Source organism: Micromonospora sp. KLBMP9576, assembly GCF_050941805.1.
In the GTDB taxonomy this organism is placed as follows: domain Bacteria; phylum Actinomycetota; class Actinomycetes; order Mycobacteriales; family Micromonosporaceae; genus Micromonospora.
Map to the genome: position 1 here is coordinate 5,122,224 of NZ_CP194567.1, position 18,982 is coordinate 5,141,205.

Annotated in this window: 17 protein-coding genes, 1 tRNA gene and 3 pseudogenes; 10 read left to right on the plus strand and 11 right to left on the minus strand. The window is 74.7% G+C overall.

Going from position 1 to position 18,982, the window contains the following annotated elements:
• Nucleotides 1–77 precede the first annotated feature (77 nt).
• From ACQ452_RS22540 to ACQ452_RS22555, 4 genes are all read left to right on the plus strand, one after another.
• Nucleotides 78–611 (plus strand): toxin-antitoxin system HicB family antitoxin, encoded by a 534-nt coding sequence (locus tag ACQ452_RS22540; RefSeq protein ID WP_433387102.1) that lies wholly within the window; start codon nucleotides 78–80, stop codon nucleotides 609–611.
• Between the two features lie 76 nt (nucleotides 612–687).
• Complete coding sequence (locus ACQ452_RS22545; RefSeq protein ID WP_433387104.1) at nucleotides 688–1,527, plus strand: DUF4097 family beta strand repeat-containing protein; 840 nt, start codon at nucleotides 688–690, stop codon at nucleotides 1,525–1,527.
• Between the two features lie 60 nt (nucleotides 1,528–1,587).
• Entirely contained in the window at nucleotides 1,588–2,409 is an 822-nt protein-coding gene (locus tag ACQ452_RS22550; RefSeq protein ID WP_433387106.1) for an ABC transporter ATP-binding protein, read from the plus strand.
• Entirely contained in the window at nucleotides 2,406–3,167 is a 762-nt protein-coding gene (locus ACQ452_RS22555) for an ABC transporter permease (RefSeq protein ID WP_433387107.1), read from the plus strand. Before ACQ452_RS22550 ends, ACQ452_RS22555 begins: the two co-directional genes overlap by 4 nt.
• A 194-nt stretch (nucleotides 3,168–3,361) precedes the next feature.
• On the opposite strand, the gene ACQ452_RS22560 is transcribed toward ACQ452_RS22555, so the two are convergent.
• Together ACQ452_RS22560 and ACQ452_RS22565 are read right to left on the minus strand one after the other, a co-directional pair.
• A complete protein-coding gene (locus ACQ452_RS22560; RefSeq protein WP_433387109.1) occupies nucleotides 3,362–3,931 on the minus strand; it encodes a GNAT family N-acetyltransferase in 570 nt (189 codons plus the stop codon).
• Nucleotides 3,928–5,331, minus strand: a complete 1,404-nt coding sequence (locus ACQ452_RS22565) for a cobyrinate a,c-diamide synthase (protein WP_433387111.1) — start codon at nucleotides 5,329–5,331, stop codon at nucleotides 3,928–3,930. Before ACQ452_RS22565 ends, ACQ452_RS22560 begins: the two co-directional genes overlap by 4 nt.
• Nucleotides 5,332–5,452: 121 nt before the next feature.
• Between ACQ452_RS22565 and ACQ452_RS22570 the strand changes: the two genes are divergently transcribed.
• Together ACQ452_RS22570 and ACQ452_RS22575 are read left to right on the plus strand one after the other, a co-directional pair.
• Nucleotides 5,453–6,325 (plus strand): SURF1 family cytochrome oxidase biogenesis protein, encoded by an 873-nt coding sequence (locus ACQ452_RS22570; protein WP_433387113.1) that lies wholly within the window; start codon nucleotides 5,453–5,455, stop codon nucleotides 6,323–6,325.
• A 108-nt stretch (nucleotides 6,326–6,433) separates the two neighbouring features.
• On the plus strand, nucleotides 6,434–7,018 hold the full coding sequence (locus ACQ452_RS22575) for a hypothetical protein (protein ID WP_433387115.1): 585 nt from the start codon (nucleotides 6,434–6,436) through the stop codon (nucleotides 7,016–7,018).
• A 96-nt stretch (nucleotides 7,019–7,114) separates the two neighbouring features.
• Here the strand turns inward: ACQ452_RS22575 and ACQ452_RS22580 are convergent, their stop codons facing one another.
• The 4 genes and pseudogenes from ACQ452_RS22580 to ACQ452_RS22595 form a co-directional block, all read right to left on the minus strand.
• A complete protein-coding gene (locus ACQ452_RS22580) occupies nucleotides 7,115–8,698 on the minus strand; it encodes an ATP-dependent DNA ligase (RefSeq protein ID WP_433387117.1) in 1,584 nt (527 codons plus the stop codon).
• A 99-nt stretch (nucleotides 8,699–8,797) separates the two neighbouring features.
• Nucleotides 8,798–9,004 (minus strand): hypothetical protein, encoded by a 207-nt coding sequence (locus ACQ452_RS22585; protein WP_433387119.1) that lies wholly within the window; start codon nucleotides 9,002–9,004, stop codon nucleotides 8,798–8,800.
• 79 nt (nucleotides 9,005–9,083) lie between these two features.
• Nucleotides 9,084–10,436 carry a dipeptidase gene (locus tag ACQ452_RS22590; protein ID WP_433394345.1) on the minus strand — a complete coding sequence of 451 codons (1,353 nt, stop codon included), beginning with the start codon at nucleotides 10,434–10,436 and terminating at the stop codon, nucleotides 9,084–9,086.
• Nucleotides 10,426–11,474: pseudogene (locus tag ACQ452_RS22595) on the minus strand (hypothetical protein); the annotation flags it as partial. The gene ACQ452_RS22590 and the pseudogene ACQ452_RS22595, both read right to left, overlap by 11 nt.
• Here ACQ452_RS22595 and ACQ452_RS22600 point away from each other — a divergent pair.
• Complete coding sequence (locus ACQ452_RS22600; protein WP_433394347.1) at nucleotides 11,409–11,810, plus strand: rhodanese-like domain-containing protein; 402 nt, start codon at nucleotides 11,409–11,411, stop codon at nucleotides 11,808–11,810. The pseudogene ACQ452_RS22595 and the gene ACQ452_RS22600 sit on opposite strands and share 66 nt — an antisense overlap.
• A gap of 53 nt (nucleotides 11,811–11,863) precedes the next feature.
• Here the strand turns inward: ACQ452_RS22600 and ACQ452_RS22605 are convergent, their stop codons facing one another.
• From ACQ452_RS22605 to ACQ452_RS22615, 3 genes are all read right to left on the minus strand, one after another.
• Nucleotides 11,864–13,402: a cobyric acid synthase gene (locus tag ACQ452_RS22605; protein WP_433387121.1), complete on the minus strand. Its 1,539-nt coding sequence runs from the start codon at nucleotides 13,400–13,402 to the stop codon at nucleotides 11,864–11,866.
• Nucleotides 13,399–14,448 carry a cobalamin biosynthesis protein gene (locus tag ACQ452_RS22610; protein ID WP_433387123.1) on the minus strand — a complete coding sequence of 350 codons (1,050 nt, stop codon included), beginning with the start codon at nucleotides 14,446–14,448 and terminating at the stop codon, nucleotides 13,399–13,401. The genes ACQ452_RS22605 and ACQ452_RS22610 overlap by 4 nt, the downstream gene beginning before the upstream one ends.
• A gap of 805 nt (nucleotides 14,449–15,253) precedes the next feature.
• Complete coding sequence (locus ACQ452_RS22615) at nucleotides 15,254–16,033, minus strand: single-stranded DNA-binding protein (protein WP_433387125.1); 780 nt, start codon at nucleotides 16,031–16,033, stop codon at nucleotides 15,254–15,256.
• A 346-nt stretch (nucleotides 16,034–16,379) separates the two neighbouring features.
• Here ACQ452_RS22615 and ACQ452_RS22620 point away from each other — a divergent pair, with 346 nt between their 5' ends.
• The 3 genes and pseudogenes from ACQ452_RS22620 to ACQ452_RS22630 all read left to right on the plus strand — a co-directional run bounded on the left by ACQ452_RS22620 (nucleotide 16,380) and on the right by ACQ452_RS22630 (nucleotide 18,141).
• Nucleotides 16,380–16,796 (plus strand): HPF/RaiA family ribosome-associated protein, encoded by a 417-nt coding sequence (locus ACQ452_RS22620; RefSeq protein ID WP_433387127.1) that lies wholly within the window; start codon nucleotides 16,380–16,382, stop codon nucleotides 16,794–16,796.
• Between the two features lie 97 nt (nucleotides 16,797–16,893).
• Nucleotides 16,894–17,907 (plus strand): annotated as a pseudogene (locus ACQ452_RS22625) (alpha/beta hydrolase).
• A 161-nt stretch (nucleotides 17,908–18,068) separates the two neighbouring features.
• Nucleotides 18,069–18,141 (plus strand) — tRNA-Arg (locus ACQ452_RS22630).
• Between the two features lie 179 nt (nucleotides 18,142–18,320).
• Here ACQ452_RS22630 and ACQ452_RS22635 read toward each other — a convergent pair.
• Nucleotides 18,321–18,549, minus strand: a pseudogene (locus tag ACQ452_RS22635) (hypothetical protein); the annotation flags it as partial.
• Nucleotides 18,546–18,713 (minus strand): hypothetical protein, encoded by a 168-nt coding sequence (locus ACQ452_RS22640; RefSeq protein ID WP_433387129.1) that lies wholly within the window; start codon nucleotides 18,711–18,713, stop codon nucleotides 18,546–18,548. The gene ACQ452_RS22640 and the pseudogene ACQ452_RS22635, both read right to left, overlap by 4 nt.
• Nucleotides 18,714–18,982 lie beyond the last annotated feature (269 nt).

Consider the following 18,982-nt stretch of genomic DNA (forward strand, 5'->3'; position numbering starts at 1 on the left):
CTTCCCCGGGGGCGTCTGGCACGCAGTTGAGCCAAGATGGCTTGCGCTTGGTGCCATCCGTGTGCCAAATTGGCACCATGGACTTGACCTCGTATGTGAGCAACCTCGGACGTGAGTTCGGCACGCTCGCCGAAACCGGCGGCGACGAGGCCCGGGCCCTGGTCGAGCGGCTGGCCGGGTCCCTCGAGTCGGCGATCCGGATGACGCTGCTGGAGGCGTTGTCGGCCGCCGCCGACGAGATCACCCGGGAGTTGGCTCCGGGTTCGGTCCAGCTACGGCTGCGCGGACGCGATCCGAGCTTCGTGGTGACCCCACCACCCGCCGAGCCGCGCGAGCCCGCCGCGGAGCAAGCCGCGACCACCGTCCCCCCCGCGGTCGACAGCGATTTGCTGATCGCCGAGGACGGCCCCGCCGCCCGGATCAACGTACGCCTGCCCGAGCAGCTCAAGGCCGCGGTGGAACAGGCCGCGACCAAGGAGGGGCGCTCGGTCAACGCCTGGCTGGTCCGGGCTGCCGCCGCCGGCCTGCAACGCTCCGAGCACGACCAGCGTCCCGAGCCCCGTGGCGGCGGAAAGCGCGCCAAGCAGGGCTTCACCGGCTGGGTGCGCTAGCCGCACCGCACGCTCCTCCCACACCACGTCCCCCACCTGCGGGGACGGCTCACCCACCCATGATGCGGGGACCACCATGCCCAGTTACGAGACGCCCGAATCCATCTCCGTCACGCTCGAACTCGGCGTCGCCGAGGTGCGGATCACCGCGAGCGACCGCACCGACACCGTCGTCGAGATCCGCCCCACCGACGCGTCCGACGAGTCCGACGTGAGAGCCGCCGCGGAGGTGCGTGCCGACTACGCCAACGGCACGCTCCAGATCACCGGCCCCAAGCGCGTCTTCGACTTCTCGAAGAAGAGCAGGTCGGTCGACGTGTCCATCGAGTTGCCCAGCGGTTCCCAGCTCTCCGCCCACCTGCTGATGGGGGGCATCCGCTGTGTCGGCCGCCTCGGGGAGTGCCGGCTCAAGACCACCGGCAACATCTGGCTCGAACGAACCGGCCCGCTGCGCCTGCACACGGGGCTCGGGCACGTCACCGCCGACGAGATCACGGGCAGCGCCGAGATCTCCACCGGCTCCGGCAAGATCGAGGTCGGTGACATCGGGGGCGCCGCGGAGGTCAAGAACTCCAACGGCGACACCGCGATCGACGTGGTCGCCGGCGACGTGCGGGTGCGCAACGCCAACGGTGCCATCGACATCGGGCGGGCCGGCGCCGGCGTCGACGCGAAGACATCCAACGGCGGCATCCGCGTCGGCGAGGTGCTCCATGGCTCCGTCGTGCTCGGGACCGCCATGGGTGACCTGGACATCGGCATCGCCGACGGCACCGCCGCCTGGCTGGAGGTGAACACCGGATTCGGGCACGTACGCAACCTGATGGAGAACGCCGCCCGGCCCGAGGAGGCCGGCAGGACCGTCGAGGTGCGCGCCCGCACCTCCTGTGGCGACATCACCGTCCACCGCTCCTGAGCCACCCGCGCCCGAACCGGGGAGACCCATGATCATCACCCGACCAAGAGAGGCCGTTCGATGACGACGCAACAAGCACCGGCGATCCGCGTACGGGGCCTGGAGAAGTCGTACCAGCAACTGCACGTGTTGCGGGGCGTGGACTTCGACGTGGCGCGGGGCAGCATCTTCGCCCTGCTCGGCTCCAACGGCGCAGGCAAGACCACCGTCGTGAAGATCCTCTCCACCCTGCTGAAGGCGGACGCGGGGACGGCCAACGTCAACGGCCGCGACGTCGCCACGCAGGCCGCGGGCGTGCGGGAGTCCATCAGCCTCACCGGGCAGTTCGCCGCCGTCGACGAGATCCTCAGCGGGCGGGAGAACCTCGTCCTGGTCGCCCGGTTACGGCACCTCAGGAACCCGGGCGCCATCGCGGACGACCTGCTCGAACGTTTCGCCCTGACCGAAGCGGCCACCCGGAGGGCGGCGACCTACTCCGGCGGCATGCGCCGCCGCCTCGACATCGCGATGAGCCTCATCGGGAGCCCGCCGGTCATCTTCCTCGACGAGCCGACCACCGGCCTGGACCCCCAGGCGCGCATCGAGGTGTGGCAGGCCGTCAAGGAACTCGCCGCCCAGGGCACCACGGTGCTGCTCACCACGCAGTACCTGGACGAAGCCGAACACCTCGCCGACCGCATCGCGATCCTCCACGAGGGCCGCATCATCGTCGACGGCACCCTGCCCGAACTCAAGCGGCTGCTCCCACCCGCCACGGTCGAATACGTCGAGAAGCAACCGACCCTCGAGGACGTCTTCCTCACACTCATCGGCGCCGCCGGCAGGGACGGCGGCACCGCACTGACCGCAGCATCGACACCGACGAGCAGGGAAAAGCGATGACCACGCACTTCTTCGGCGACACCGCCGTCCTCCTGGGCCGATCCCTGCGCCACATCACCCGCAGCGTCGACACCATCATCACCACGGCGATCACACCGGTCGTCATGCTGCTGCTGTTCGTCTACGTGTTCGGCGGGGCGATCGACACCGGGTCCGACTCGTACGTCAACTACCTGCTGCCCGGCATCCTGCTCATCACCGTCGCGTCGGGCATCGCCTACACCGCGTTCCGGCTCTTCCTCGACCTGAAGAGCGGCATCTTCGCACGATTCCAGTCCATGCCGATCGCACGGTCCTCCGTGCTGTGGGCGCACGTGCTGACCTCACTCATCGCCAACCTGATCTCGCTCACGGTCGTCACCGGCGTCGCCCTGCTCATGGGCTTCCGCTCCGGAGCCGGAATCCTCGCGTGGCTCGCCGTCGCCGGCATCCTGACCCTGTTCACCCTCGCGCTGACCTGGCTCGCCGTCATCGCCGGCCTCACCGCGAAATCCGTCGACGGTGCCAGCGCCTTCTCCTACCCCCTCATCTTCCTGCCGTTCCTCAGCTCGGCATTCGTGCCCACCGCCACCATGCCGGGCCCCGTACGCGCCTTCGCCGAACACCAACCGGTGACCTCCATCGTCAACGCCCTCCGCGACCTGTACTCGCAGCAGCCCGTCGGCGCCGACATCTGGATCGCCCTCGCCTGGTGCGTCGGCATCCTCGTCATCGCCTACGCCCTCGCCACCGTCACCTACCGCCGCAAGATCAGCTAGCTAGCGCCTCGCCCGGCACGTCTGTCGGGTGCGTGGGACGTGTCGGGCCCGGGAGCCACCGCCGGGAGAAGCCACCACCGCGCGAGAGCCACATCCGCCACCTGACCGGCCCCGACCTGCCCGGAGAGAGTTCGCCGGTCAGGTCGGGGCCGGCGGGGTGAACCCCCTGGGCGGTGGCCGGCCCGTCGGGGCCGTCAACGCAGGTCGGCGGAGACCAGGGACCAGACCTCCAGGTCGACCCGGCCGCCCCGGACGAAACCCGCGTTGCGCAGCAGGCCCTCGTAGCTGAACCCGGCCTTCTCGGCGACCCGGCGCGAGGCCAGGTTGCCGGGGGCGACCCGCAGCTCGACGCGCTGGAAGCCGTGTTCGAGGATCAGCGCGATGGCCAGCGCGTCGACCGCCTCGACCGCCAGGCCGAAGCCCCGCGCGTGCGGCGCCATCGCGTAGGAGACCTCGGTGCACCGGGCGCCCCAGTCGGTGCGCCGCGTCCACAGGCAGCCCACCACCCGGTCGTCCTCCCGGCGTACCGCCGCGTAGTGGTCGCCGTCGCCGCTGTCGCGGCGCTGCCGGGCCCAGTCCGTGCACCAGGCCAACCCGTCGATCTGACCGGAGCTGTCGGCCAGCGGCAGCCACCGCTGGGTCTGCCGGTCGGCGAAGACCTCGTCGGCGGCCGTGGCGTCGGCCCCGGTCAGCGCGCGTACCTCGGTGCGGGGCGTGGAGACCGTCAGCGCCGGGAAGCGGCGCACCGCCACCTGACCGATCATGCCGGCACCCCCTCGGGCCGGGCGGTCGCGGGGTCGGCCGCCGCCACCGCCGCGGCCACCAGCCGGTCCGCCAACCCCGGATACGCCGCCCAGTGCAGGGTGAGCTGCGAGGCGTGCACGCCCCGCCAGACGAAGCCCTCGGGCGCACCGCCGTCCCAGCTCCACGCCGGCCGGGCACCGGCCCGCGGGGTGAGCACCCCCCGGTGCTCCTTGTGCCCGGCCACCACCGTGCCCGCCGGCGCCACCAGGCTGCCGGTCAGCGCGGTCGCCTCCCGGTAGCCCGTCACCAGGCCGTCGCGGCGCGTCCCGACCGCGTCGAGCACCCCGCACATCGGCAGCCCGTCCAGCTCCCGGGCCAGCCAGAGCAGGCCGGCCCCCTCGGCGACCACGGGCCGCCCGTCGCGGGCCAGCTCCGCGACGGCGACGCAGAGCCGGCGGTTGGCGGAGAGCCGCTCGGCGTACGACTCGGGCAGCCCGCCGCCGACGACCAGCGCGCCGGTGCCGACGGGCAGCGCCTCGTCGTGCAGCGGGTCCACGGTCACCACCTCGGCGCCGGCCGCCCGCAGCAGCTCGGCGGTCTCGGCGTGGCTGTAACTGCCGCCCGGCGTGCCGGCGACCGCCACGACCGGGCGCGGCCCCGGCGGCGGGGGCACGACGTCGTCGCGCCCGGCCTGCGGCGTCCACGGCGGCGCGGGCAACGGCGGGGCGGAGCGGGCCAGGCCCAGGAGCTGATCCAGCTCGACCGTGGCCGCCACCGCCTCGCCGAGCTGGCGGACCGCGCGGACGGCCTCGGGGGTGCGGGCGAGCGCCGGCACCGTACCGTAGCGGCGGGTGGGCAGCACGGCCGGCAGGTCCTGGCGGCGCAGCGCGCCGTGCACCGGCACCCCGATGTCGTCGAGCGCCTCACGCAGCAGCTTCTCGTGCCGGTCGGACGCCACCCGGGTCAGGAGCACCCCGCCGAGCCAGAGCTGCTCGTCGTACGAGCGGAAGCCGTGCACCAGGGCGGCCACCGACTGCCCGGTCGCGGCGACGTCGACCACCAGCACCACCGGGCTGCGCAGCGCGGTGGCCACGGCGGCCGTCGACTCGCTCTGCGGACGGCCGGTGAGGCTGTCGTACAGCCCCATGCTGCCCTGCACCACGGCGAGCCCGGCGCCGGCCGCGCCGTGGCCGACGAGCGGGGCGATCCGGTCGATGCCGACCAGTCGGGGATCGAGGACACGCCCGGGGCGACCGGCGGCCAGGCCGAGGTACGCGGCGTCGACCTGGTCGGGGCCGACCTTGAACCCGGCGACGTCGACGCCCCGGGCGGCGAAGGCGGCGAGCAGCCCGATCGCCAGCGCGTTCTTGCCGTGGCCGGAGGACGGCGCGCTGAGCACCAGGCGCGGCACGACGGTCATCATCGACTCCCTGCGGGACCTACGGCGGGCCGGCGGCCCGGCTCCGCCCGCGTGACGATAGCCCAAGCCATCGGCGGATGGCCCCCGCCGAGCCGGCCGGCCCGCGCCCCGCGCCGGCCCGATGAGGGCGGTCGAGGCGAGTGCCTCCGGTCACAGGGGTAGCCTCGTTGTCGTGTACCGGTTCCTGCTGACGCCGCGCTGGCTGGGCATTCTCGTGCTCACCCTCGTCGCCGCCGCCGTGATGGTGCTGCTCGGCAACTGGCAGCTGGACCGCTACCACGGCCGCACGGAGATCAATGAACGGATCGACGCCGGCCTGCGGATGGACCCGAGGCCGCTGCGGGACGCGCTGCCCGCCCCGGCCGGCGGCGCCGGCACGGTCGGCCCCGCCCCCGCCGCGGCGGACGCCTGGTCCCGGGTCACCGTGACCGGCCGCTACGACCCGGCGAACGTGGTCCTGGTGCGGGGCCGCTCGGTCGACCGCACGGTCGGCTTCGAGGTGGTCACCCCGCTCGTGCTGGCCGACGGCACCGCCGTGCTGGTGAACCGCGGCTGGGTCCCGCCGGCACGCGGCGGCGACGCGACCGTCCACCCGGACGTGCCGGCCCTGCCGACCGGCGAGGTCACCGTCACCGGGCGCGTGCACGTGAGCGAGAGCGGCTCGGTCGCCGTGACCCGACGCGACGGCAAGCTGGAGACCCGGCGGATCGGGGTGCCCCGGCTGGCCCAGGAGCTGCCCTACCCGGTGCACGGGGCCTACGTCCTGCTCGACGAGCAGACCCCGGCAGCCGACCCGCTGTTCAAGGCCGTACCGGTGGGGCACGCCAACAACTGGCAGAACCTCGGCTACGTCGTGCAGTGGTGGATCTTCGCCGTGATGACCCTCTTCGGCTACGGCTGGGTGGCCCGCCGGGAGGCCCGCCGGTTGGCCGGTGGGGCACCGGAGAAGCCCGTCGACCGCGCCGCCGAGCCCGCACCGCACCCGGTCGCCTGAGGGCGCCCCACCCGCCCGGCGTCACGGTCGGGGCCGGCAGTCGGGGGCCCGGGCACGACGCCCGGGTTGTAGGGTCCGCCTCATGTTCAACGTGCGTGGAGTGCTGCGGTGAGCCCTGATCCGACGATGCCGCTACCGCCGTCGGAACCGGCGACCCCGCCGCCGGCCTCGGCCAGCCCCTACTCGGCCCCGCCGGCGGCGCCCTACGCCGTCGATCCGTACTACTCCGCCCCGCCGGCCGCCGGCCACCCCGCCGCCCCCTACTCGGCCCCGCCGGGGCCGCACCCGCCGGCGATGGCGCACCTGGCCCTGCCGCCGGCCGGTTTCGGGCCGGCCCCGCAGGGCGGGGCGGGGGTACAGATCGGCGAGATCATGGTGAGCCCGCCGGTGATCCACACTCCCGCCGGGGTCCTGCCGCTGGCCGGCGCGTCCTGGCACGTCTCCGACTACTGGCAGCGGGAGGAGAAGATCGCCCCCTGGGCGGTGGTCTGCGCGATCGTCGGCTTCTTCTGCCTGACCTTCTTCAGCCTGCTCTTCCTCCTGATCAAGGAGACCCGGCACCACGGCACCGTCCAGGTCACCGTGATCAACGGCGTCCAGCAGTACGTCGCCCGGATCCCGGTCAGCGACCAGGGCCAGGTGCAGCACATCAACAACCAGGTCAACTACGCCCGGTCGCTGTCGGCCCGGTGAGCGCGCCGGTGGGGCGCCGGTGCGACCGGCGTCCCGCCGCAACGCCCGGGGTGGCCCGTGCGGCCGCAACCGCCGGCCGGGCGGGTCGGGCGGCGGTCAGCCGGTGACGCGACCGGCGTGGATGGCGCGTACGGCGTCGATGGTGTCGGCCTCCGCCGCCGCCTTGTCGTCGCGGTAGCGCACCACCCGGGCGAAGCGCAGCGCCATCCCGCCCGGGTAGCGGGAGCTGGTCTGCACCCCGTCGAAGGCGATCTCGACCACCTGCTCCGGGCGCACCCGCACCACCCAGTCGCCGCGCTCGACGGCGAGGGCGAGGAAGCGCTCGGTCTGCCAGCGCAGCAGCTCGTCGGTGAGGCCCTTGAACGTCTTGCCGAGCATGACGAAGTCGCCGGTGCGGGGGTCGCGCGCGCCGAGGTGCAGGTTGGACAGCCAGCCCTGCCGCCGGCCGCTGCCCCACTCCACGGCCAGCACCACCAGGTCGAGGGTGTGCCGGGGCTTCACCTTCACCCACGCGGACCCCCGCCGGCCGGCGTCGTAGGGGGCGTCGGGCGCCTTCACCACCACGCCCTCCTGGCCGGCGTCGACGGCGGCGGCGAACGCCTCGCCGGCCCGCTCGGGGCCGTCGACCTCCATCCGGCCCACCAGCAGCGGGGCGCCGACCGCGGCGTCGAGCGCGGCCCAACGCTCCCGGCCGGGCCGGTCGATCAGGTCGTCGCCGTCGAGGTGCAGCAGGTCGAAGAAGTACGGGGTCAGCACCGTCTCGCCGGTGCTGCCGGCGGCGGCCCGCACCGCCGGGGCGACCGGGGCCCGACCGGTGCCGCCCGGCGGGGTGCGCCGCGCCGCGCGGCTCGACGTCTGCTGGAACGGCAGCGGCCGGCCCGTCTCGTCGAGGCCGATGGCCTCCCCGTCGAGCACCAGCTCGCGGGCGGGCAGCGCCCGCACGGCGGCGACCACCTCCGGGACGCGGGCGGTGATGTCGTCCAGGCTGCGGGTGAACACGGCGATCTCGTCGCCGCTGCGGTGGACCTGGATCCGGATGCCGTCGAGCTTCACGTCGACCACCGCGGGCGTGCCGGTGGCGGCCAGCGCCGCGTCCACCGTCGGCGCGCTCTGGGCCAGCATCGGCGCGAGCGGGCGCCCGAGGACCAGGCCGAAGGCGGCCAGCGCCGCCGCGCCCCCGTCGAGCGCCGCGACCGCGACCGCGCGCAAATCGCCGGCGAGCAGCAACGCCCGGCGTACGGCGGCGGCCGGCACCGCAGCGGCCCGGGCCACCGCGTCGGCGAGCAGCCCCGCCTGCGCGCCCTGGCGCAGCTCACCGCTGAACAGGCCGGTCAGCAGCCGCTGCTCCTCGGCGGTGGCGGCGGCGTAGAGCGCGCCCAGCAGCGCCCGGCGTCGGGCCTGGGAACCCGGCCCGTGCACGGACGCGATCTCGTCGACGGCCGCGTCGACGGCGGCCACGGTCAGGGTCGGCTCGGCGGCCGGCGGCGGCAGGTCCCGCAGGCTCGCCCAGCCCACCCCGGTCTGCCGCTGGCGCAGCTCGCCGGCCAGCCAACCCGCACCCGCCGGGACCTCCGCCGGGTCGAGCGAGCGCAGCGCGGCGGCGAGCAGCTCCACCTTGGCCGACCGGGCCCGGGTGGCGCCGACGGCGGCGGAGGTGGCTGCCAGGTCGAGGAACCGCACGGGCTCCATCCTGCCAGCCACCCCCGACATCACCCGGGCATTGCCGTGCCCGGGTGGCCCGGCGGCCCGGGCCCGGCCGGGCCCGGGGCCTTGCGTCGGTCAGGCCGAGACGGGTTCCTCGATCCGCAGGCCACGGGCGCGGACCTCCTCGGCGACCCGGGAGAGCACCGTGTCGAGCGCGACCAGCGCGGCGGACAGGTCACCGAGCTGTTCCTTGAGCGTGTCCTCGGACCACGCGGAGACGTCGACGTCCCCCAGAGCGCTGACGGCGGCCGTCAGCCGGCCCATCACCTCATTCGTACGCATGTTCGAGAGGCTATAACAACGCGGCCGGCGACACGCCGTAAACGCCCACATCGGCACCGAAGCCGACGGTTGCGACAACCTAACGCCCGTCGACACCCGCCTCGGCGACGTTGCGCAGCAGCAGGGCCTCGGCCAGACACACCCGCGCGAACTCCCCGAGGTGCAGGCTCTCGTTGGGGCCGTGCGCCCGGGCGTTCGGGTCCTCCACGCCGGTCACCAGGACCGCCGCGGCCGGGAACATCTCCTGGAAGGTGGCGATGAACGGGATCGAGCCGCCGATGCCGAGGTCCACCGGCTCCGTGCCGTCCCAGGCGGTCCGGAACGCCGAACGGGCCGCGTCGAACATCGGCCCGGACGCGTCGATGACGCACGGGTCGCCGTCGTGTTCGAAGGTGACGTCCACCCGCGCGCCCCACGGGGCGTGCCCCTCCAGGTGGGCGCGCAGGGCCGCGTACGCCCGCTTGGGATCGTCGCCCGGCGCCAGCCGCACGCTGAGCTTGGCCTTGGCGGCCGGCACCAGGGCGTTCGGCGCCTCACCGGTGGACGGGGCGTCGATGCCGAGCACCGCGAGGGCCGGCTTCGTCCATAGCCGGTCGGTGATCCGCCCGGTGCCGATCAGGCCCACGCCCTCGGCCAGCCCGGCCTCGGCGCGGAACCGGTCCTCGGGGTAGTCGACGCTCGCACCCTCCCGGCCGACCAGCCCCTCGACGGCCACGTCGCCGGCGTCGGTGTGCAGGGTGGCCAGCAGCCGCGCCAGGGCGGTCAGCGCGTCCGGCACCGCGCCGCCGTACATGCCGCTGTGCACGGCGTGGTCGAGGGTGCGTACCTGCACGAAGCAGTTGACGATGCCGCGCAGCGACGTGGTCAGCGCCGGTACGCCGATGTCCCAGTTCGCCGAGTCGGCGATCACGATGACGTCCGAGGTGATCTCGTCGCGGTGCTCGACGAGCAGCCGCTCCAACGAGTCGGAGCCGTACTCCTCCTCGCCCTCGATGAAGAGCACCACGCCGACCGGCAGCGCGTCCCCGTACGCCCGCAGGGCCGCGACGTGCGCCATGATGCCCGCCTTGTCGTCGGCGGCGCCCCGGCCGTAGAGGCGCCCGTCGCGCTCCACCGGCTCGAACGGGTCCGACTCCCACAGCGACAGGTCGCCGACCGGCTGCACGTCGTGGTGGGCGTAGAGCAGCACCGTCGGCGCGCCGGGCGGGGCCGCCTTCTTGCCGATCACCGCGGGCTGCCCACCGGAGCGCACGATCCGCACGTCGAGGTCGCAGCCGCGCAGCAGCTCGGCCACCGCCTCGGCGGAGCGCTCGACGTGCGAGTGGTCGAAGCCCTCGAACGCGATGCCGGGGATGCGGACGAGGCGCTCCAGGTCGGCGCGGACCCCGGGCAGTTCCCGCTCGACGGCGGCCCGGACCTCGGACTCGGACATGATCGGTGTGGTCATGACCGGCATCGTATGCCGGCCTTACCGACCCCACGGGGCGAGCCCGGCGGGCTCAGCGGCGGCGCACGTAGTAGCGGGCGGCGTCGTGCGGCAGGTCCGGGGCCCCGTCGACCACCAGGTCCGCACGGGCCTCGGTGCCGTCGGCGGCGAAGTGCGACAGCTCCCCCAGGTGCCAGCGGCGCAGCTCCGGCAGGATCTCCGGGCCGTCGCGCCGTACCGCCCGGGCCAGCCGCGTCGCCGCCGGGGCGGTGACGAAGACGGCGAGGGTGAGGTCCGCGGTGGCGGCGGCCCGCGCCGCGCTCACCCCCTCGACGACGAGCACCGGCGCGACCGGTACCGGCACCGGGCGCGGCAGGAACGCCCGGCGGACCCAGCTGTAGCGGCGGTACGCCCCCGGCCGGCCGGCGCGCAGCGGCCCCAGCACGCACTCCTCCAGCCGGGGCCAGAAGGTCAACTGGTCGGCCCACCCGTCGAGCAGGTCGTCGGTGTGCACCACCGGCGGCGGGCCGCCGGGCAGGGCGGCGAGGGCGTCCGCGAGCCGCGCCGCGAACACGCTCTTGCCCGCGCCGCTCGGCCCGTCCACCGCCACCAGCCGGGTCCGCCCCAACCGCGCCGGCTCCGCGAGCACCCGCCGGGCCAGCCGGTCGTACGCCTCGACCACCGCCACCGCCACCCGCCGACGGTAACCAGGCCCGACCTGCGGCCGACGCGCGACCCGTGGGACGCGCACGGAGACGGGCCCGCCCGCGGACGGGCGCGGGCCGGACCGGCGCTCCAACCTGGATCCCGTCGGCGCTCCCATCGCGCGCTGTCGCGCCCGGGCCGGCGCTCCGGCTGCGGGCCGGGCCGGCGCTCCGATCGGGGGTCGCCCGAACGAGCGGTCGTGAGCCGGGCCGGGGCGTTCGTCCGGCGACGCCCCGGACGGGACGGGATGATCTGCTGGTGTCCCACAGCGTGATGAGTCCGGGCGTTGACGCCCTCCTGGAACAGGCCCGCGCCGGGGTATGCCGGCTGACCCCGCACCAGACAGTCGAGGCGGTACGCACCGGCGCGTTGCTGATCGACACCCGCACCGACGGGCAGCGGCGGGAGCAGGGTGACCTGCCGGGCGCCATCGTGGTGGACCGGACGGTGCTGGAGTGGCGGCTCGACCCGGCCAGCGCGTGGCGCATCCCCGAGGCCACCGGGTACGACCAGCGGGTCGTGGTCGTGTGCCGGCAGGGCTACAGCTCCAGCCTCGCCGTGGCGAGCCTGCGGGCGCTGGGGTTGAACCACGCGACCGACATGATCGGCGGGGTGCAGGCGTGGCGTGAGGCGGGACTGCCCATGTCCGACCGCCCCGCCGACATCCGCTACTGACCCCGACCGGCCCCTCGCCGCGGCTCGCCCCACGACGTCGACGTGGGCAGGGTTCAGGTGGGGGCGCCGGGTGGGATGGCGGGTAGGCCGGCGGGCGGGCCGGACTCGACGAGGCGCCAGAGGGCTGCGGTGTCCAGGTGCTCCTCGACCAGGTCCCCGAGCAGGTCCAGCGAACGCTCGCGGGCGGCGGCGAAGGCGGTGTCGGGGGCCACCGTGAAGCCGGTCCGGCCGGCGAGCCGGGCCACCTCCGTGAGGAACCGCCGGCGGAACCCGTCGGACTCGAACGTGCCGTGCCAGTGGGTGCCGTGCACGGCACCCGCCACCGCTCCCTCGCCGGTGCCGTCCGCGCGGTTGAGCAACGGGGCCAGCCCCGGGTCGGCGTGCGAGACATACCCGTGGTGGATCTCGTAGCCGCGGACCGGGACGCCCGCGCCGGCGGTACCGGTCGACTGCCGGACGGTCTTGCGCGGGTCGAAGGTGACCTCGATCGGCAACAGCCCCAGCCCCGGCACGCTGCCCTGCCGGCTCTCCACGGGGTCGTGGATGGCCCGGGCCAGCATCTGGAAGCCGCCGCAGATGCCGAGCAGCGGCCTGCCGGCCGCCGCGTGCGCCAGGACGGCGTCGGCCAGGCCGGTGCGCCGCAGCCAGGCCAGGTCGGCCACGGTCGACTTCGAGCCGGGCAGCACGACGAGATCGGCGGCGGCCAGTTCGGCCGGTTCGACGGTCAGCCGGACCCGTACTCCCGGTTCGGTGGCGAGCGCCTCCACGTCGGTGGCGTTGCTGATCCGGGGCAGCCGGACGACGGCCACGTCCAGCCAGTCGGTGCCGCGCGGCGCCGCCGGCCGGCCGAGAACCCGGCCGTACGCCAGGGAGTCCTCGGCGTCGAGCCAGAGGTCGAGCGCCCAGGGCAGCACCCCGTACGTGGGGCGGCCGGTGACCTGGCGCAGCATGTCCAGCCCCGGCCGCAGCAGCCCGAGGTCGCCCCGGAACTTGTTGATCACGAAGCCGGCGATCAGTGCCTGGTCGGCCGGGTCCAGCAGGGCGACGGTGCCGAACATCGAGGCGAAGACGCCGCCCCGGTCGATGTCGCCGACCACGATCGTGGGCAGGTCGGCGTGCCGGGCCAGGCCCATGTTCACGTAGTCGCCGGCGCGCAGGTTTATCTCGGTCGGGCTGCCCGCGCCCTCACAGATCACCACGTCGTACGCCGCCCGCAGCTCGGCGAGCGCCGCGTACGCCGTCGCGGCGAGCCGGGGCCGCAGCTCACGGAAGTTGCCGGCGGTGACCGTGTCGACCGCCTCGCCGAGCAGCACCACCTGGCTGGCCAGGTCGCTGCCGGGCTTGAGCAGCACCGGGTTGAACCGCAGGTCCGGGGCGAGCCCGCAGGCGGCGGCCTGCATCGCCTGCGCCCGGCCGATCTCGCCACCCCGCCCGTCGGGGCCGACGACGACGGCGGAGTTGTTGGACATGTTCTGCGCCTTGAACGGCGCCACCTTCACGCCCCGGCGGTGCAGCCAGCGGCAGATGCCGGCGGTGAGCACGCTCTTGCCCGCGTCGGAGGTGGTGCCGGCGACCAGCAGGCCGCCGCTCACCGCCCGCCGCCCCGCCCGACCCCGTCGGCGGCCCGCGAGGCGGCTGCGCGCCGCCCGGCCACTGCCCACCCGGTCACTGCCCGCCCGGCGGTGCCCGCCAGCCGGCCGAGGGTCAGCGGGTACGCGGCGGCCAGCGCGAGCGCGGCCAGCCCGACCGTCGCGGAGATCCGGGCAGCCCGCCGGAGGTGCCGCGCCTCGGGGCGGGGGCCGTCGCCGAGGAACGGACGCACCTCGCAGCGCCCGAAGTAGACGTTGCGCCCACCCAGCCGTACGCCGAGGACGCCGGCCATCGCGGCCTCGCACTGCCCGGCGTTGGGGCTGGGGTGGTCGTTGCGGTCCCGGCGCCACACCCGCCACGCCCGCGCCCGGTCGCCGTGGACGGTGGGCGCGAGCGCCACGGTGAGCAGGCCCGTCAGCCGCGCGGGCACCAGGTTGAGCAGGTCGTCGAGGCGGGCGGCCGGGGTGCCGAACCGGGCGTGACGGGGCGAGCGGTGGCCCACCATCGCGTCGAGGGTGTTCGCCGCGCGGTAGCCGAGCAGGCCGGGCAGCCCCGCGACGGCACCCCACAGCAGCGGGGCGACGACCGCGTCCGAGGTGTTCTCGGCGACCGACTCGACGGTGGCGCGGGCCAGTTCGGGCTCGTCGAGCGCGGACGGGTCCCGACCACAGAGGTGGCCGAGCCGCCGCCGCGCCGCCGGCAGGTCACCGGCGCGCAGCGCCTGCCCCATCACGGTGGCCTCGTGCCGCAGGGTCCGCCCGCCGAGCACCGTCCAGGTGCCGGCTGCGACCAGGGCCGCCCGGGCCACCGGCCGGCGTCGGGTGGCGACCGTGGCGGCCACCCCGAGCAGCACCGGCGCACCGACGGCCAGCGCGGTGAACGCCGCCCCGGCCACCCGGTCGGGGCGGTGCATCCGCCGCTCCAGCGCCCCGGCGGCGCGGCCGAACCCGGCCACAGGGTGGTAGCTGCGCGGATCGCCGAGGAACGCGTCGAGGGCGTACCCCGCGAGCAGTCCCGCCGCGGTCGCCACCGGCGTCACCTGTCGCACCCACCACCACCTCCGGCCGGCCAGCCTAGCCGAGCGCGCACCCGTGCCCGGCCGAACACCCGACCACCCCACACCCCGGCGCCCGTCGTCCCCGACCCACCCCGAACCCCGCCTGCCACCCGCTCCCCAACGGCCCACTCCCACCAGCGTCCTGCGGGCGTGCGGGTGGGGCGGGTGGGCGTGCGGGTGGGCGTGCGTGCGGGCGTGCGGGTGGGCGTGTGGGCGTGCGGGTGGGCGTGCGGGTGGGCGTGCGGGTGGGCGTGCGTGTGGGCGTGCGGGTGGGCGTGCGGGTGGGCGTGTGGGCGTGCGGGTGGACGTGCGGCACGCCCGCACGCACGCTCGGTGCACGAGCCTCGATGCGCATGATCGTTTGGCGTTGGCCCGGCCGAAGCGACGACGGACGTCCGGTTACCGTGCAAACGATCACCCGTGACCCGGCCGCGATCGGGCAGCGCCGCCGAGATGGGCCGCACCGGCACCCGCCGATGCACCGCAGCGCCGCCAGTCCACCACGGCCTCGCCGACGCACCACCGCACCGCGACGCACCACCGCACCGCGACGCACCACCGCACCGCGACGCACCACCGCACCGCGACGCACCACCGCACCGCGACGCACCACCGCACCGCCGACGCACCACCGCACCGCCGACGCACCACCTACCGCGCACCGTCACCGCTCAGCGCCGGCCTGTTCAGCGCCCACCGTTCGGCCGAACGGCCCGCCGGAGCCCGGGGACACGCGGGGTGACGACGGCACCGCTGACGCCACCCCGCCCCCGTCGTGTCGCCCGGGCGCTGGCGGTCACGCGGGCTGCGGCACCCGCCCACGGCCCCGGCGGCCACGGCCGGCCGCAGAGACGCCCGCCTCGGCCTCCCCGGACGGCGGGGCCGGCTCCCCCACGGCCGCGTCGCCCCGACCGCCCCGGGCACCTGGGGCGTCCTCCGGTGGGTCGGTCACCGGCGTCGGACCGTCGGCCTCCGGCTCGTCGGCCTCCCCGCCGTGCGGGTCGTCGAAGGGGTCGAGCGAGCCGTCGCCGGTGGCGTCGGTCGGCAGGCCGCGGCCGGCGGCGAACGCGCCGAAATCGGGCTCGAAGTCGTCGTCGAGCGGTCGGCGGTCCGGCAGGACGGGGGCGTCCTCGTCCGGCACCGGCTCGGTCGCCTCGCCGTGCACCCGGTGCGCGGCCTCGGTGTCCTCGACGGTGCTGGTCGTGATCGCCGGCCGGTTGCGCTGGAACCGGCTGCGCCCCCGGGACAGGTCGTGGCCGACGGCGACCGCCTCCAGTTCGTAGAGCGTGCGGTGGTTGCCGGCGTCGTCGGTCCAGTCGCGGGTGTAGAGCCGGCCGCAGACCACCACCGGGTCGCCGACCATCACCGAGGAGGCCACCCCCTCGGCGAGCTTGCGCCAGCAGTTGACCCGGACGCGCAGGCTGTTGCCGTCGACCCAGCGACCGCTGTCGCGGTTGAGCCGGCGGGCGGTCGAGGCGACCTTGAAGTTGGCCACCAGGGTGTTGCTCTGGGTGGTGCGGCGCCACTCCGGCGCCGTCAGCACGTTGCCCACGATCGTGACGTAGGTGTCGAACATCGTCCCTCCAGGGCGAGATCGGGCTTGCCATCGCGAGTCGACTCGACGCCGAGCCTGGTCCCTTGGCGCCGGGAGCCGCCAGCCCCGCACGCCGGCCTGTGGACAGCCGGACCGCCTGTGGACAACAACCTGATCGAGGTCCCGGTGTGCTAGGGCCGGGCGGCCCTGGGGGGGGCGTGCGCGCCCGGCTCGATGATCGAAAGGGCCGGGTGACATGTCACGTTCCGGACGGAGCCCGGCGGGGTAAGAACTGGATCAACGCACCGCCCAGCACGACGAACGAGAGGTCAGCGATCATGATGATGACCAGCACCGCAGCCACCATCGCCCTCGGCGGGGTGCAGCGATGAGCGCCGTCGCCAACCCGGCCACCGTCGCGGAGTGCCTGCGGGTCGGCGCGGGGTTCTCCCAGGGCGACCGCAACTGGATCGCTGAGCAGTTCACCACCCTCGACGCCCGGCTGGCCGGCTTCCACGCCGACGCCACCGAGCTGGAGGTGTCGGTCAAGGACCGGGAGGCCAAGGGCCAGAAGGTCACCCTGGAGTGCTGGATCGCCGGCCGCCAGAAGATCGTCACCACCTCCGCCGAGGAGGACCTGCACGCCGCGCTCAACGACGTCCGCGACGACCTGCGGCGCAAGCTCAACGACGCGAAGACCAAGCAGGAGCCGCGGCACAACAAGCACCTGCGTGACGTGCCCGCGCCGGTCGTCGAGGTCGAGCCCGACACGGACGCGCCGCGCGCCGAGGCCGAGACCGTCTGAGGCGTACGCCACGGTTCCCGTCCGCCGGGTGCGGGCGGGCGGGGCCGGGCGGGTCTCGGGCTACCGCCGGGTAGGTTACCGGCGTACCGTCGCGGTCGTGGAACCGGACGTGCTGGGCCCGCCGTACGAGCGGCAGACGATCGACCTGGGCACCGACGACGAGGGTCCGGTGGTCGCCACCCTGGTCCGTCGCCGGGCCGACCGCCCGACGGGTCGGGCCGTGCTCTACACGCACGGCTTCACCGACTACTTCTTCCAGGGCCACCTCGGCGACTTCTTCGCCGCGCGGGGCTGGGACTTCTACGCCCTCGACCTGCGCAAGTACGGCCGCAGCCTGCTCACCCACCAGACCCCGAACTTCTGCCGCGACCTCGGCGACTACTTCCCCGAGCTGGACGCCGCCGCGAAGATCATCCGGTCGGACGACGGGCACGACACGCTGCTCGCGATGGGCCACTCGACCGGCGGCCTGATCATGCCGCTCTGGGCGCACGCCCGCCGCGACGCCGGCGTCATCGACGGGCTCTTCCTGAACAGCCCCTTCTTCGACATCAACGCCCCCTGGCTGGTGCGCCGGCCCCTCGCGGCGGCCGTCGGCCGGCTGGCCCGCCGCGCGCCGCACCGGGTGCTGCCGGTGGGGCTCGGCACGGTCTACAACGAGAGCCTGCACGCCGAGCATCGCGGCGAGTGGAACTACGACCTGGCGTGGAAGCCACTCGCCGGTTTTCCCGTACGCGTCGGCTGGCTGAACGCCGTCCGCACCGCCCAGCGGCAGCTCCGCGCCGGCCTGGACATCCAGGTGCCGGTGCTGCTCGCCTGCTCGACCCGCTCATTCAAGGGCAAGAAGTAGCACGAGTCGGCCGCCCTCGCCGACGCCGTCCTGGACGTCGAGCACATGGTCCGCTGGGCGCCCCGCCTCGGCCGGCACGTCACCCTGGCGCGTTTCGACGGCGGCCTGCACGACCTCACCCTCTCGGGCCCCGCCGTACGCGAAAGGGTCTTCGAGGAGGTCGGGCGCTGGGCCGACGCCTTCCTCGACGCCGGGCCGACGGCCCGCGCCGGGCAGCGCCCCCCGGCGGACCAGTCCGACGCCCTCACGCCGGGCGGCTGACGCCGCTCTCCCCGGCGGCGCAACCCGGATGACGGCCGGGGCGGCGCAACCCGGATGACGGTTGGGGGCGTGCGTGCGACCCTGTTGTGCGACGTGGCACGCGACCACCCGATCCACCGGCCCCCCGGTGGGCGGCGGTACCCTTCTCGCGCGACACGCGCGCGCCCGTAGCTCAGCGGATAGAGCAGGGGACTTCTAATCCCAAGGCCGCAGGTTCGAATCCTGCCGGGCGCACCTATATCTGGCAGGAGAAACGACCCTAGCCTCTGATCTTCGGCCTGTCCCGGCCCCACCTCGGCCCCACCGCGTCACCCATGGCCAGCCGTACGCCCAGCCGGCGTCGCCCGGCGCTGCGGGGCGGCGATCTTGGCGTACGTTCGGGATGGCAGCCGACCGCGTCGGCCTGCGGGGCGTGGGGGCGGAGCGCTGTATCTGTAGCCCGGCCGGCTGCACGAGGATCGACCGGCGGGCCACCGCGTCGCCCTTGGCATCCAGTTGATACACGTCGAGCCAGCACCACCCGTCGTAGGTGATCCAGTCGAGCACCCGGATGACTCGGCACATGATCGGCTTGATGAACTGCACGCTGGCCGCGCTGGTCACGTGCACCAGGTCGCCGGCCTTCGGTAGCTGCGGGCTCATCGTGGATCACCGGCCAGCCGCCAAGCCAGCAACCGGGCACGCGCTGCGGTGAAGCGCGGGCACCAGCTGTCCGGGTGGCACCAGTGGCAGGGCTTCACGTGGTGGTCATCGATCACGAACCAGGCCACCTCGACCAGGAACGGCACCTGGCGGCTCTCGATCACGACTGCTCCCCTGGCCAGTGCCCACGGTTGATTGGGATGCGGTGGCGGGCTCGGCAGGGCAGTTCCCCGCCGCAGCGGCACACCCTGCGCCAGCGCTTCCAACTCCAGACCGGTCGATGCCGGCGGGCCAGCGTCAGCGCGGTGGCAATCAAGTAGTCGTCATAGCGGATCCGGTTCATCGGAGCTCCCGGCGGTCAGGCCACGGTGGACCGTCAGGGCGACGGGATCCACGCCGCCCTGACGGGGCTAACCTTCGTTTGCCGAACCAA